The sequence below is a fragment of the Bacteroidota bacterium genome, assembly GCA_039111535.1.
Lineage (GTDB): Bacteria > Bacteroidota > Rhodothermia > Rhodothermales > JAHQVL01 > JBCCIM01.
In genome coordinates, this window is sequence record JBCCIM010000018.1 from 16,845 (window position 1) to 31,327 (window position 14,483).

The following is a 14,483-nucleotide window of genomic DNA, read 5'->3' on the forward strand; positions in this document are numbered from 1 at the left end:
ATGAAGTGGAATCCAGTACGTTACTGGACGATGTTTGAAAACGATAAACTTATGATGGACCTAAACGACATTGTAGAAGCAAACAACAACCTCATGATGGCAGATCTTGAAGGGGAAGCTGTGTTGCTGAACATCCAGACAGGACGCTATTTCGGGTTGAACGATGTAGGCACCACGGTCTGGTCGCTATTAAAAACACCTTGCACCATTGAAGACATTTTGCTGCATATGCAAGGACGCTATGAAGTCTCTGCAGACGCATTGCGGGAAGATATACTTCAATTTCTTGCTGATATGGAAAAGCGGAATCTGATCCGCATTGTGGTCCCGGCAAATGCGTAGCCGGATACAACGCCTCTGGTATTTCAGGAAATCGCTGACAGGGGCTTTTGTGATGCTTGCTTTACTTCGTATTGCTCTTGCTGTGCTCCCCTATCGCAACGTACGAAGAGCCATAGCAGCATCTGGAGAACGATTTCCCGAGCGACGGATGCATCTGATCGCGTATGAAACAGAGATGGTATGGGCCATCGAGCGGGTAGGTCGGTATGTGGTTGGCAAAAAACCCTGCCTGCCGCAGGCCCTGGCCCTTCAGTGGTTTTTACGGCGTAAAGGCATCGTCACGAGCCTGCATATCGGGGTTAAAAAAGACGATACAAAAGGCATTGCAGCCCACGCATGGCTGGAGAAGAACGGACGGGTGCTTATCGGTGGCTCGGATTCTCCGGCAGATTTTGAACGATTGGAAACAGTCAACTCTTAACGCATATGAGCGCAATTGTAGGGATCTTGCAGCAGGATGGACAGCCTGTGGAAGCAAGCCGCTTTGAGAAAATGCACGATGTACTTACCCACCGCGGCCCTGATGGGGAGGGTGTGTGGTATGGACCGGCGGTTGCTCTGGGCCACCAAATGCTGCATACAACAGAAGAGTCACTACGCGCAGTTTTGCCTTTGGCAAACGGTGATACGTCCGTCGTGCTGACAGCAGATGCCCGGATCGACAACCGCGGCGAGTTATTGGCTGATCTTCAACTTCCGCCAACGGTAACTGACGAAGAAATCATCTTGCACGCGTACCGGCGATGGGGGGCAACGTGTCCAGTACATCTCATTGGGGCCTACGCTTTTGCCATTTGGGATGCCGCCCGGCAACGCCTTTTTTGTGCACGCGATCATTATGGATTAAAGCCCTTTTACTATTGCCATGTGCCCGGACAGTTTTTTGCGTTTGCATCCGAATTGAAGGCATTGCTCGAGCATCCTGAAGTGCCGCGTATCCTGAATGAGATGGCCGTAGCTGAGCATCTGCTGGCGCCCGTAGACGTTGATACAACCATCACATTCTATAAAGACATTGCCAGACTGGCGCCGGCGCATAGCCTGGTTGTAACCCGCGAGGAAGTAAAGCAGCAACGGTACTGGCACCTCGATCCGGAACGGGAAATCCGCTACGGCAGCGACGAAGAATATGCAGAAGAATTGCGCCGGCTCTTTGCGCAAGCTGTGGCTTGCCGAACCCGCAGCGCATTCCCCGTAGGGTCGATGTTAAGCGGAGGGCTTGACTCCTCTTCGATTGTTTCTGTTGCCGCCGAAACAGCCAGTAAGGAGGCGCCACTGTATACGTATTCCGCTGTGTTCAACAAAATGCAGCAGAGCGACGAGCGGCCCTATATCAACATGGTGTTGGATAAGTATGGGGAGCGCCTTACCCCACGCATGGTTGCCGCAGACCAACTGAGTCCGTTGCAGCACTATGCGGATATGCTTTGGCATCAGGACAGCGCCATTCAGGCCGGCAATCTTTACTTCTTCTGGAATCTTTACCAGCAGGCACGCACGGACGGTGTACGTGTAATTCTAGACGGATTTGATGGGGATACTACGCTGTCGCATGGCATCGGATATCTCCATGAATTGGCGCGGGCGCGGAAATGGAAAACCCTGGTGCATGAAGTACGCAGCCACGCTAAAAACTGGGGCCAACCCTGGAAAGGGGTTGCCTGGCAGTGGTTCAGGGAATACGAAGTGGCGCCTATTGTGCGCAAGTGGCCAGCTGTTTTGAATGCCCGCAGTATTGCAAAGGAGGCCGTGCGACAGTTACCGCGACGCAAAGCGCCGGCAACAGCTGCACTCAACTGGACGCACATGCTTGATACAACTTTTGCAGCAGGCATACGCGATAACATTCGCCCACAGCGCCCCATGGCCCGCACGGAACGGGAAGAGCATTGTTACTTGCTTGGCCGGCCCGTTATGCATCGAATTATAGAAGTTTGGGAAGCCTCAGCAGCGGCCGCCGGCCTGGAGTTGCGGTTACCCTTTTGTGATCGCAGGTTGCTTGAGTTTTGTCTTGCACTACCTGCAAATCAAAAAAGACGTGATGGATGGTCACGCGTGGTGATGCGCCATGCGATGGATGGGGTTTTGCCACGGGGAATCCAGTGGCGCGCCGACAAAGGCAACCTGGGCCCCAGCTTTGATCACGGTCTTCTTGTAAAAGCCAAAGAAGAGTTGCAACAAATGATGGACGGGGATACCGGCGCTATCAGCCGATTTGTAGATCTGGACATGTTGCACAAAACGCATCCAGAGTTTAAACAGGAGAGCATGGATAATTACACGGTATACCACTGGCGAGCTTTATCCTTGGCCTTGTGGTTGCAGTATACCGGTTTGTAATCCTTCTATTTGTACCCTGGCCGGCACCCCCGGTCACCGTTTCATTTCTTTCACAATGCCTAAATCTTGGAGGTTTATTATGAATAAACAAGATAAGAAGCAGTATCAGGCGCCTGTCGTAATTGATTACGGCGATGTCGCTGAACTGACTCAGAACTCAAACAACAACAATAGCGACGGACAGGGAAACAGCACAGGCTGCCAGTCTCCTTTCTGCAGCAATGGTTGATTAAAGCATACAGTATGACGTTTCCAAAGGCGTAGATTCGATGGAAACGTCATCTGGATGCTGACTTTTTTAAACTGCCTTGCCATGCTTGCATGTCAGGGCAGGACGCTACATTGTGTACAATGCCCCCGGCGAGCTGCTCGCAGGATACCTGTTGGTAAGTTGCCGTAATGCATTGGTGCGCAATGCTTAACTGGTATAAAGCATCTCAAGGCCAAGGATAAAGCTTGTTAGAACATGTTCATCTTGCTGATCTAGATCAGCGCCCCCCATTTCAGACATATAGTGCATTTGGCCTCAGTATCAGGTCGCAGGTTCCGTTTATGGACCCCGGCGAGTCTGTGAAAGAGGTTGATGTAGAAATAGTATTGGATAGGTTGCCGCAGCATTGGCTGGCGGATCCAAGAGCCGCTGCCGGATTTTTGGAAGTGGAAGGGGAGACGATCTGGTTTGTCTGGGCTGACCTTGGCGTCATGCAGATCCACGCCGGCAAACGGATTGTCTTGCATCCAGTCCCTGAATCGCAGCGGTCCCTGATGCATCAGGCCGTGCAAAGCGCCGGCCTCGGCCTGCTGTTGCACCAGCGCGGGTTGCTAACATTACACGCCAGTGCTGTTGAAGTGAACGGCGTTGCCGTAGCCTTTGTGGGATACAAAGGGGCTGGCAAGTCTACCACAGCTGCTGCACTGTATGGACAAGGGCACGCGTTGGTTACCGACGATTTGCTTGTGCTCCAGCAAAACGCGTGCGGTACTATTGATGCATATCCCGGCATACCGCAACTCCGGTTATGGCCCGAAGCTGTGGCAGCATCGCTGGATGAAGACCCAGAATTGCTACCCAGAAACTCTGCAGCTTCTGTAAAGCGCTTACGGAATACGTCGCAGCAATTTGCTACAGCATCCCATCCGCTTCAGTGCATCTATGTGCTCGATTTTCAGCCGGAAGGAGCGGAAGGAATTACCATATCACCACTTGTGCCCCGCGACGCGTGCATCGAGATGATCAGGCATTCTTATGCCTTGCATTACCTCGGTAATGAAGGCGCAAGTGCACCACATCTCAAACAAAGTAGCCTGCTCAGTCAGCAGGTTGCCGTCCGAAAACTGCTGCGTCCTCGTGCCCTGGATGCATTGCCTCAACTCGTTGCCGCAATTGAAGCAGATGTGGCTGCCCATTCAGTGCCGGCTTAGTTGACCGGCTGGTCAATACATCCGGATGCATTGAAAGGCAGCAATACAGGCGTCCAATTGCCTAATTGCATATTAAGCCTATGCCTACGCTGAACAAAACCACGCTCATGAAGCGGTGGAAGCTGTTTACACGCGCAATACATCTTATCTGGGAAGCCACTGGCCGATGGACCCTTGTGTGGGCCGGCCTGCTTGTGTTACAAGGATTGCTGCCAGCGCTAACCGTTTATCTGTCCAAAATCCTGGTAGACCAGCTTGCGCTCGTCATGGGTGCATCAGATACCTCTGCTGCACTCTGGAGCATGGCTACGCCATTGGCCTGGCTCGGCGGGGTGTTACTGCTTGCGCAACTGCTTCAAGGTGCAATCTCATGGGTCCGTGCGGCGCAAGCGGAGCTATTGCAAGACCACATTAAGGCGAAGGTACATGAACAGGCTGCGCGGGTTGATCTGGAGTTTTATGAGTCGCCGGCGTACTACGATGAAATGGAACGCGCTAACAGCCAGGCAGACAAAGACTCGCTTGCGCTTTTGGAAAGCCTCGGGCAAATCATTCAACACAGCATTACCCTGTTTGCGATTGCCGCGCTCATCATCCCTTATGGCGCCTGGTTGCCTCTGGCGCTGTTGGTGAGTACGTTGCCGGCGCTATGGGTTGTAATCCGACATAACCTGTTGCACCACGCCTGGTGGAAAGATACAACAGAAAAGCGCCGCAGAACCCAGTATTACGACTGGATCCTTACAAATCGTTTCTACGCTTACGAGGTCCGCATCTTCAAGTTGAGTGCCCATTTTCGGGAGCGATTTAATGCCTTGCGTACCACGTTACGCAAGGCTCAGCTTGCCCTGATGAAAAAACAGAGCATCGCCCAGGCAGGCGCCGGCAGTTCTGCTTTTATTGTGACGGGAGCTGTCATGGGATGGATGATGGTGCGTGCAATACAGGGCCGGGCAACGCTGGGTGATCTTGCACTCTTTTATCAGGCTTTCCAGAAAGGACAGTCGCTGATGCGGACATTACTCCAGGGTATCGGGCGCGTATACACCAGTATGCTGTTTCTCGAACATCTATTCAATTTTCTGGATATCAAACCCGTCATGCAGGTGACTGAGGCCAAAGCGGCTCTACCTGCTGCACCGTATACCATCGATATTGAAGCGGTTGATTTTCGCTATCCGGGCAGCGATCAACTGGCACTGGAGAATTTTAACCTGCATATTCCTGCCGGACAGACGGTAGCGATACTAGGCCCTAACGGCGCCGGCAAAAGTACATTGATCAAAATGTTATGCCGGTTTTATGACCCGGAAAAAGGTAGCATCAAAATAAATGATGTGGACATCCGCGACGTATCACACCAGGCTTTGCTGCAAGAGGTGACCGTGCTCTTTCAATACTGGGTCAACTACGCCGGGACGCTTGCTGAAACCATTGCACTTGGTGCCATAGACGGCGGTATGGATGAGGCACGCGTCAGGGTTGCAGCTGCAGCGAGTGGCGTTGACAGCATGCTCCCTGATCTGCCGGCAGGATACGATACCCTGCTCGATAAACGGTTTAGCGGTGGTGTTGACCTTAGTGGTGGGCAGTGGCAACGCGTAGCGCTGGCCCGTGCGTTTTATCGCGAAGCTCCAATTTTACTACTCGATGAGCCCACAAGCGCCATGGATCCGTGGGCGGAGACGCGCTGGCTAGATCAGTTCTTTGAGTTGGCCCGCGAGCGAACCACGCTGGTTGTTACACATCGGCTAAGTACAGCCATGCGGGCAGACAAAATTTATGTCATGGATCGCGGCAACGTTATCGAATCAGGTACACACAATGAGTTGTTGCGCTTTGGCGGTATGTATGCGCAGTCGTGGTTTGATAAGATGCGGACCAGTGCAGAGGAGGGAGATAGCAAGTTGTCTGATAAGAAACGCAGCAGCCGGCGGCGGACTCGGGCAGGCAAAGGCACCTTGCCCCGAACAACATCCTGATTACCGAACAGCTTTTCGAGACCAACGGCGCTTCCAGTGTTCAGCTGTTACATAACCGAGGTACATAGCCTTTTCAGACCACCGCGGGAAAAGGCCGGCCTGGATGCGGTGGAACTGGAAAGATTTCTCTTCTGCATCGTCGTCAAATAGCCGCTCCATAATCTGATCGGATAGCGCGAACAACGTGCTGTCTTTGGCAATGAGCCGGCGAATTGTGTCGGGGATCGGAATCTGAAACAAACGATGAACCAGCAACACGTTTAGGCTGAGCATACGCTCGGCCTTTATGCGTTTGGCGCGTATCGCAATTTTTTGCCAGTTGAGCGGAACGTTGGTCATATATGCCGCCAGGTCCGTCAGCATGTACATCCGAAACCAGCCATGCTTAGCGCTGTGCACACATAGCAGGCAGAACTGATCCTCAGGAGCCAGGCTCGGAATACGCGTGTCATCGAGCATCACATGTGTTGCTCGCTTCCATACATCCTGGCTGTCGAAGGTGGCAGCATACGACATTTTGATGAAGGACCGCTGCTCCAGAGAAAAATGGACATCCACATCTACCGTATTACCATAGAAAGTCAGCTGGCGTTGGCGGGCTAGCTGTGCTTTTTCTTCAGCAGGTGTCAGACGGGTATCAAATCCAAGTTGCAATAAGCGCTCTTTTGCCGGCGCAAAATGTACTTCGTGAATCAGTACATCGAGGTCGCCAGGTTTGCGCCAGATCGGGTTTCCATAGACTTCGGCGCCAAGCTGGATGCCTTTGAAGAAAAGGATAGGCATGTTTACCGATGCAAAGTCGTCAATCAAGTGCTTCATCACACGGGTCTGCATGGCAATGAGCAGGCCAATGCTATGAAAGTCATTTTGGAGCCTGGTTTTGACGTTTTGCGGCACGAGCGAGTGGTGTTTGTCCTTCAGCGTTTTGTAAAAAAGAGGAATACCTCCATGTTTACGCGCCAACTGGATGAGTGCGTCCCATCGCAGGGTGTAGGTGCTCAGGAGTTCGTCAATTTTTGCAAAGCGGGACTGGCTTTCTCCTGCTTGCATGAGCAGCAGAAATAATTGCGACTCTGGAGGGAGCGATGCAACAAAATCATAAGATTTTTCAGACAAGACGTCTGCTAAATCAGAATAGGGTGTACCCATGGTAATGATGACCTTTTTGGGCGCGCGCCGGGAAGAAGTGTTGTATATTCGGCCGGCCTGGTACTACTTTCTTAGATATGCAGGTGCGGATGGTAACCACAGAGAATCGATTCGTTCCATCAGTGCGCCTTACACGATTGCTACCAGGGCTTGTGCCGTTCCCGGACTTTGCGGTGTTAACAGTAAAATGCCAGAAGACATTTGTAAGGTATACATTTGAGGGCGTATCCTGACAGCAAATGGGACGCAAGTAGCTGTAGGTTAATTTCCCTAAATACAACCATGATTGAGAGACGCGTTATGAAAAGAGGCTCATTTTTCTGCCTGTTTTTGCTGCTGGGTACGCTTACAGGATGCCAGGAGGCGGCAACGGATGCTGCAGACGCATCTGCTAACACGTCTGAGCTGATGCAAGATGCTGATGCACCTTTTGAGGTGTTGGGGCCTGCCATTGCCGGCGAACTCATCCAGGCTCGAAGTCAGGTTCGCACAACAACCATACTTTCGATGTTACCGGATATGGGAAGAGATGCCGCATACGAGGTGCAGTTGGAAGCCCTCCGGATACAGGAGGCAGCTGGCGAGCAACGCATTGGATGGAAGATGGGCGGCACACGCGTAACCGAAGCCGGCGCTTCACCAGACCCTTCGTTTGCATACATCTTACGATCTGATAGCCTGGATGATGGCGCACAATTGTCAGCAGCCACGTATGTTGATGGCGATGTTTTGGTGGAAGCAGAAATTGCGTTTATCATGGGCAAAGACCTCGCTGGTTCATCCCATAGTGCGGAAGCTGTACGAGACGCTGTGGCAGCGGTTGCCGGCGCAATTGAATTGATTGATATTCGGGTTGTGGCCGGTGAAGATGGCGAAGCGCCGGGAATGAATCACATGATTGCAGCAAACCTGTCCCATGCCGGCATCATCCTTACAGAGGCGCGTCTGCCGTTGGAAACCGTTGATCTAGCCGCAGAAACTGCAGTTGTGTATGTTGATGGTGAGGAGGCAGCTTCCGGGAGCGGCAATCAGATCATGGGGACAACCCCAATGGATGCGTTGGTCTGGATTGCAAACGCGCTGCCTGGGCAGGGGCTGATGCTCCGGGCCGGCGATGTTGTGATTACAGGAGGCCTCTATGACAATCCGGTATTGGCAACAGGTAACAGCGCGGAAGTAACGTTCAGTTCATTTGGTCGGATTGGCGTTTCAATGGGAGATTGATAGAGAGACTTCTGGAGACCACGCTGAAGTCTGGATAGTATCCGGGCTAAACAAGTGGGCATAGAGGGCTTATTTCATCGTTTTTTATGGCCTGTGCAAGTTAGGCAACATTCTTGCGTAACGGATGGGTGTTCGCATTTAAGAAACCTGTTGCCCCCCACGCAACGGGAAAACAATGAAATTCGCAAAACGATTCGCTTTCGCAGCGATTTGCCTTTTGCTCCTTGGGGGCTGTACCAATAACTACGAATCGCTTGAACCCAATGAGCTTTACCGGCTGGCCCAAAAGGCAGCCAACGATGGAAAGCTGGACAAAGCGGCAGATATCTCACGTGTAGCACTGCAAAAAGGGGACATCCGCGCCCAGGTGCTGTTGGGCAATGTCTTATATGATGAAGACCCCGAAGCTGCCTTTCGCCACTGGCACGCAGCAGCAGAGAAAGGGGAGCCGGCTGCAAAATATATCCTTGGATTTTTTGCTTACACCAACAGTGAGGATGAAGAGGCTGTATTCTGGATATCAGATGCAGCAAGCCAGGGGGATAAAGAAGCGCAATACCTGTTTGCCATGATGTACCAGGAAGGCCGCGGGGTTGAGATGAATTTCGAAAAAGCGCGCTATTGGCTAAATAAAGCAGCAGATCAGAATCACACCTACGCCATCCAGCAACTCAAAGTACTGGACAATAAAACTTGATTTTGATCATTGTGGCGGGGTATAGTGGCCTTTTTACTAACGGAATCGCTAAAAAAGACGCAGCGGACACAACCGCTTAGCTTCTTCTTTTGGCGCTGAACGCTTGGCCAGAATCATTAAGAGGATGCTACAGTTATTTAGGAAATGATAAGTATGTAAAGGGTGTGTAAAAGGCAGAAAAGCCATTGTGTGTTTTAACACGGAGGGGGGTATCAGAACCGCAAACACAAGCAAAACCATCTGCGCGTGTAGGGTTCGTATGGTAACCTGATACGATCTGAAAACGGGCATGTTGGATACCAGATAGATAACCTCAACTCCGGTTAAAACAATGAAATCATATAATAGAAGCCTGTTTTCTTTTTTTGTACTCACCTTCGCTTTTGTCTTTACGGCTTCAGCACAGCAGAGCACGTCGATGATGTCTGATCTGCCGGCAACTTTTGATGCCTCCGTATTTCTGAATGAAGACGATGAGATCTTCCCGGCCGTAAATAATTATGTCATTACACCAGCAGCAGAACGAGACGCTGAATGGTGGCGTGAAGTCGAAAACGAAATCTCAATTGCGGACAAAAACTACAAAAAGGTTACGGCCCAGGAGCTTCGGCACATCCTGCACTTCGAAGTGAACTACAATGAAGAAGTCGACTTGAGCAGCTCTGTTTCAACGCTGCTTGATGTACACGCATTTCATAAGTCTGTGCCCGTACGCATGATGGCTGTGGCTGCCCTCGTCGAAATTGGCGATGAGAAAGCCATACAGCAAGTCCACGAGACGTTGTATCGCCAGCGTTCAGCGCGCGTATTGGATTACTCTATCCTTGCATTGCAGTCATTTTATAACAACTAGGCCAGCATTGCAGTAGATGTATACACACAGCTTAAACATTACTAAAAATACCCGGCATACCGTCGGGTATTTTTTATTTATGGTAAGTGGCGGTTGATAAGAGGTGCAGCCGGCGCCACTGCCCATCGTTTCTATGTTTACCAAAGCGCCTCGTTTAACGGTTTTGCTTTTTGTCTACCCAGCCTTAATATCTAATCTTAACCGCAACTTATTCCCCATCTCAAGCAGGTATGGATACCCCCAGGTACAAAGATTTAGAAGGCCAATGTGTGGTGGTGACCGGTGGTGCAACCGGCATTGGTGAATCCCTCGTGCGCGCTTTTGCTGCACAAAGTGCCCGCGTTTATTTTTGTGATATTGATCGAACTGCCGGCGAGGCACTGGCTGGTGTGCTGGGTGAATCTGTCACTTTTGATGTGGTAGATCTGACCAGGGAAGATCAGGTGGTAAGTTGGATTCAGCGTATTGGGCGCACAAATCCATACATCAAGGCACTACTAAACAACGCGGCCCAGGATACCCGTTTGCCCCTGTTGGAAACGACAATGGAACGCTGGGATCAGCTCACTGCGGTAAATCTGCGGGCGGCTTACCTTTGTACACAACAGGCTGTGCCTTTCATGAAAGGACGGGATGCTGCAGTCATTAACTTCGGTTCGGTTACTTTTCAGTTAGGCGAAGCCGGCCTCTCGGCGTACGTAACAGCCAAAGGTGCCATCGTAGCCATGTCGCGCTCGCTTGCAAGAGAACTGGGGCCCGACCATATTCGGGTGAATACCTTGTCTCCTGGATGGGTAATGACGGAAAAACAGTTGCGCATGCACGTAAACGAAGAAGTTAAAAAACGCCTTTTGGAAAGCCAGTGCATCCCCACGCTAATTGAACCAGTAGAAATAGCAGAAACAGCCCTTTTTCTCGCCTCAAACGCCAGCCGCGCCATCACCGGACAAAATATTGCCGTCAATCGTGGATGGATGCATTTGTGATTGGGGATTGTTGCGGTATGAAATATCGAACACCGAACAAGGAATTTTGAATGTCGAAGTGATTTTTTTCACTCCTCACTCCTCACTGAACGATGCTTAAAAAACAACCTTTTGGTCTAGGCGCGTCCCGCTCATGGAAATCAATCTTTATTGATATTGGGGCCATTATTTTTAGCGTGCTCTTTGCGTTAGCGCTGGATGACTGGCGTGTAGACAGGGATACCAATGAGAAAGTGGAGAACGTGATTGCGACGATACGGCATGAAATAGCAGAGAACAAAGCGCAGGTACAACAGGCCCTTGCATATCATGAGCCGCTGGTACAAAACCTGAGTGCCGGCACACATCGATTGGGCGGGGCAGGGCTGGAGGAAAGGGGTATATCTGTGCAAAATGAAGCTGACATGGCGGCTGTTTTAAAGCGCATGTTTATGGGGAATTCCCGGGCGATGTTTGAGGAGATAAAAGTCCTAAAGTCGTCCGATACGGCGTACTACGCCCGCGTTGGGGCGCGTCCCATCCGGCTTGAGCTCACTGCAGATTCGCTTTTGATATTTGGTGAAGGAAATATCCAGTTGCGGCCAGCCCGCTTACTCAACTCAGCGTGGGAAACCGCGATTGCAACCCAGACCACCATCCATATGGATTTTGAATTGGTAGCAGCGATGACGGAGCTTGTCGGGTTACATGAGATCCATGACAGTACCGTCAGCAGGATTATCGAGATCCTCTATACAGGAAATGGCTCAGCTACATCAGCGTTGCAAGATTTGCGCTGGTTTGAGGCTTCCATGTTGGAGCAATACGCCAAAATAGAGGCCATCCTTGACAAAGAATAGGAAATACATGGGAGCAGCCGTATACCACCTGCTCCCATGTAAGTGCCTGTGCTACTGTGCGCCGACATCCAGGCCTACAGCCGTAAAGCTACCAGAAATGGTCACCTGGGCTGTGGAATTGGGCAACACACTGGCGGCTGTCATTGAAATACTGCCGGCTACCCGGTTGTTCGACGACTCCGTTATGGTGAGCGTCCCGCCAGACGAGTAGAAGACATCCGTCCCTGTGGAAAAGATGCCAATAAACGCATCGTTGCTGAGCGTTTCTACCTCTGTGTCGAGGTTAATGTTGGCAATCGAGTGCCCGCCATTTCCTGGTCGGGTACCTTTACGGGTAATGGAGAGGGTCTGTGCAGTCGTGCCCGTGACGCCAAAATTCATCCCAAACCCTGAAATCCCTGTTTGTGCATCGGTAACTGCACCGAAGGCTGCCTGGTTACCACTTAAGGTTTGCATAACGTCGCCGGTTACCTGGATTTCAAAAGAACCAATGAGATCTTCAACCTCATCAGGGTCGTTGGAGTCGCAGCCGGCCAGCATTAAAAGGCCAGAGAGTAACAAGAATCGGGTGTAAAAAAGGGTCTTTTTCATTGTTCTATAGGTTTTTTGTTGAGAATAGGTTGAGCGCATGCTTGCAAAGATGACCGGTCCGCGAGGGCAGCAAAGCAGTCACTTGACATGCAGCATCGTGCGGCGTGAAATTGCACCGTCAGTTTCGAGTTCGAAGAAGTAGAGGCCAGAAGGCATGTTTTCAGGAGTCCAGCGGACCGCGTGTTTGCCGGCTGCACGGGTTTCATCAACCAGTAGTGCTACACGTTGCCCGATGCTGTTAAAAATGCTGAGTCGTACGTGGCCGGCTTCTGTCAATTCAAAAGGCAAGGTGGTTTCCCGTAGAAATGGGTTTGGGTAGTTAGGATGGGCCATAAGACGGTCAGAGCCGGCCGTTGTGGTCGGGGCTATGGCCGTAGTCATCGTGTTGCTGGGGCTGAATAGCGAAATAGATTGGGGGCTTGACAAGTCAAACGATATTTCTGCCGGATCTGCAGGAATATGCTGGTCATAGAAAACACCAAGCTGCTCAAGGTCAGCTGTGACAAAGCTCCATCCACCGAGCTCCTGCGATGACCCATCTGGGCTTAAAATTGTCTGGTTGATACGGATACGCAGACAGGGAAATGAGCCGTTATGGGTAATCAAGGTGCCGTACCCATCCACTTGAATGTCGTGCTCTTCTACCACACCGGGGATTTCAACGACGCCGATTGGTGTTTCTACAGTATTGATATGGGTGAAATCAGACTGCCAGGCATTGCCCATCTGCAGTGGAAGCGGCGCCTGGAGCTTTCCGGGAGAAAAAACGCTGACGACTGGGTCAGGTGTACCATCCGCGTTGGTGTCTTGCCATACACCATTGCCCAACCATGCGAGGCTGTCTGCCGTGATGCTCCTGAAAATAAAGATGTCGGGTGTGCTACTTTCTTCAAAATCTACCTGCCAGACATCCGTCACTTCTCCGTTAAATGTGCTTGCTGCACCAGGAATTGCTACACTGTCGGATGGGAAAGAGAGGTAGTAGTTGGTCGAAAAAAGAGGAAGTTGGGCTGTGATTGCGGCAAAATCAAACGTGTTGTTGTTACCATCGAGCAAAAGGAGGTCGGGTAAGAATGCCAGATTGTTTGGGAGATTACCGTTGTTGTTGTCAGCGAGGAATTCCTGGAAAGATGCACTGGTTTGTGCCTGAAAATCTGCTGCTGTGAGTACAAGTTGTGCCTGTGCCGGCACACTGATCACAGCCGGGAAGAGGAGCGTGAAAAGCCATAAAGAACGAAACATGTCGTAGGTCTCTCTGATATGTGGATAACTGCATTGATGCAAAAAGCAGAATGTTTGCGCTTTGCTCACCCCACATGCGCTGTTTTCAGAGAAAGTGGATCACAGGCATGAATATTTTTATAGATTAATGTTGCTTAGCCCACGTTTGAAATAGTTCTTGAGTATCACATGACCCCAGATTCTGATGAAGTGACGCAGCTACTGGATAAGTGGCGGGCAGGAGAAACGGAAGCATTTGAATCGTTGATTCCACTCGTGTACGAAGAGCTGCGCCGGCTCGCACATCACCATTTACAGAAAGAGCGCACCGGTCACACGATGCATACAACAGACCTGGTTCATGAGGCATACCTGAATTTGGCGGGAAAAGAGGGGGCTGCGTGGCAGAATAGAACGCACTTCTTTGCCGTAGCAGCACACGCCATGCGCGGCATCCTCATTGATTACGCCCGCCGGCGCAACCGAAAAAAGCGGGGCGGAGGAACGCCAGATTTGCACCTTGATGATGTACAGGTGTGCACTGAAGACAAACTGGAGGATCTCTTAACCCTGGATCAGGCAATGCATATGCTGGCAGAAATCGACAGCCGGTTGTGTCGCATTGTTGAATGTCGGTATTTTGCCGGCCTGACCATCGACGAAACCGCCGAGGCCCTGGGCGTGTCGCCGGCCACCGTGAAACGCGATTGGAAAGTTGCTAAAGCCTGGTTACATCGCGCTGTTAACGAACAAAAAAGCTGACTTATTTGAGCTGAATCTACCCTTTCTGACGCTCCTACCTGTAAAGAGCATGCGCTGAACCAAGTTGTCTGACCC

Annotated in this window: 15 protein-coding genes; 12 read left to right on the forward strand and 3 right to left on the reverse strand. The window is 51.1% G+C overall.

The window, feature by feature from the left end; all coding sequences use genetic code 11:
* From AAF564_04950 to AAF564_04975, 6 genes are all read left to right on the forward strand, one after another.
* A complete protein-coding gene (locus tag AAF564_04950; GenBank protein ID MEM8484872.1) occupies window positions 1–342 on the forward strand; it encodes a PqqD family protein in 342 nt (113 codons plus the stop codon).
* On the forward strand, window positions 335–763 hold the full coding sequence (locus tag AAF564_04955) for a lasso peptide biosynthesis B2 protein (GenBank protein MEM8484873.1): 429 nt from the start codon (window positions 335–337) through the stop codon (window positions 761–763). The genes AAF564_04950 and AAF564_04955 overlap by 8 nt, the downstream gene beginning before the upstream one ends.
* Before the next feature lie 5 nt (window positions 764–768).
* The gene (locus AAF564_04960; GenBank protein ID MEM8484874.1) at window positions 769–2,682 is read left to right on the forward strand and encodes a lasso peptide isopeptide bond-forming cyclase; all 1,914 of its coding nucleotides are present in this window, start codon (window positions 769–771) and stop codon (window positions 2,680–2,682) included.
* Between the two features lie 79 nt (window positions 2,683–2,761).
* Window positions 2,762–2,911: a lasso RiPP family leader peptide-containing protein gene (locus AAF564_04965; GenBank protein ID MEM8484875.1), complete on the forward strand. Its 150-nt coding sequence runs from the start codon at window positions 2,762–2,764 to the stop codon at window positions 2,909–2,911.
* Window positions 2,912–3,138: 227 nt separating this feature from the next.
* The gene (locus tag AAF564_04970; GenBank protein MEM8484876.1) at window positions 3,139–4,104 is read left to right on the forward strand and encodes a hypothetical protein; all 966 of its coding nucleotides are present in this window, start codon (window positions 3,139–3,141) and stop codon (window positions 4,102–4,104) included.
* A gap of 80 nt (window positions 4,105–4,184) precedes the next feature.
* Entirely contained in the window at window positions 4,185–6,086 is a 1,902-nt protein-coding gene (locus AAF564_04975) for an ABC transporter ATP-binding protein (GenBank protein ID MEM8484877.1), read from the forward strand.
* Here the strand turns inward: AAF564_04975 and AAF564_04980 are convergent, their stop codons facing one another.
* Window positions 6,087–7,235 carry a nucleotidyltransferase family protein gene (locus tag AAF564_04980; protein ID MEM8484878.1) on the reverse strand — a complete coding sequence of 383 codons (1,149 nt, stop codon included), beginning with the start codon at window positions 7,233–7,235 and terminating at the stop codon, window positions 6,087–6,089.
* Between the two features lie 282 nt (window positions 7,236–7,517).
* Between AAF564_04980 and AAF564_04985 the strand changes: the two genes are divergently transcribed.
* From AAF564_04985 to AAF564_05005, 5 genes are all read left to right on the forward strand, one after another.
* Window positions 7,518–8,459, forward strand: a complete 942-nt coding sequence (locus tag AAF564_04985) for a fumarylacetoacetate hydrolase family protein (protein MEM8484879.1) — start codon at window positions 7,518–7,520, stop codon at window positions 8,457–8,459.
* 175 nt (window positions 8,460–8,634) lie between these two features.
* The gene (locus tag AAF564_04990) at window positions 8,635–9,156 is read left to right on the forward strand and encodes a hypothetical protein (protein ID MEM8484880.1); all 522 of its coding nucleotides are present in this window, start codon (window positions 8,635–8,637) and stop codon (window positions 9,154–9,156) included.
* A gap of 331 nt (window positions 9,157–9,487) precedes the next feature.
* Window positions 9,488–10,009 (forward strand): hypothetical protein, encoded by a 522-nt coding sequence (locus AAF564_04995; protein MEM8484881.1) that lies wholly within the window; start codon window positions 9,488–9,490, stop codon window positions 10,007–10,009.
* Window positions 10,010–10,239: 230 nt separating this feature from the next.
* Window positions 10,240–10,995 carry an SDR family oxidoreductase gene (locus AAF564_05000; protein MEM8484882.1) on the forward strand — a complete coding sequence of 252 codons (756 nt, stop codon included), beginning with the start codon at window positions 10,240–10,242 and terminating at the stop codon, window positions 10,993–10,995.
* A gap of 92 nt (window positions 10,996–11,087) precedes the next feature.
* Entirely contained in the window at window positions 11,088–11,834 is a 747-nt protein-coding gene (locus AAF564_05005; protein MEM8484883.1) for a hypothetical protein, read from the forward strand.
* Between the two features lie 51 nt (window positions 11,835–11,885).
* Here AAF564_05005 and AAF564_05010 read toward each other — a convergent pair whose 3' ends face one another.
* Together AAF564_05010 and AAF564_05015 are read right to left on the reverse strand one after the other, a co-directional pair.
* Window positions 11,886–12,425: a hypothetical protein gene (locus AAF564_05010; protein ID MEM8484884.1), complete on the reverse strand. Its 540-nt coding sequence runs from the start codon at window positions 12,423–12,425 to the stop codon at window positions 11,886–11,888.
* A gap of 78 nt (window positions 12,426–12,503) precedes the next feature.
* Complete coding sequence (locus tag AAF564_05015) at window positions 12,504–13,667, reverse strand: T9SS type A sorting domain-containing protein (GenBank protein ID MEM8484885.1); 1,164 nt, start codon at window positions 13,665–13,667, stop codon at window positions 12,504–12,506.
* Window positions 13,668–13,835: 168 nt separating this feature from the next.
* Between AAF564_05015 and AAF564_05020 the strand changes: the two genes are divergently transcribed.
* Window positions 13,836–14,408 carry a sigma-70 family RNA polymerase sigma factor gene (locus tag AAF564_05020; GenBank protein MEM8484886.1) on the forward strand — a complete coding sequence of 191 codons (573 nt, stop codon included), beginning with the start codon at window positions 13,836–13,838 and terminating at the stop codon, window positions 14,406–14,408.
* Window positions 14,409–14,483: the final 75 nt, after the last annotated feature.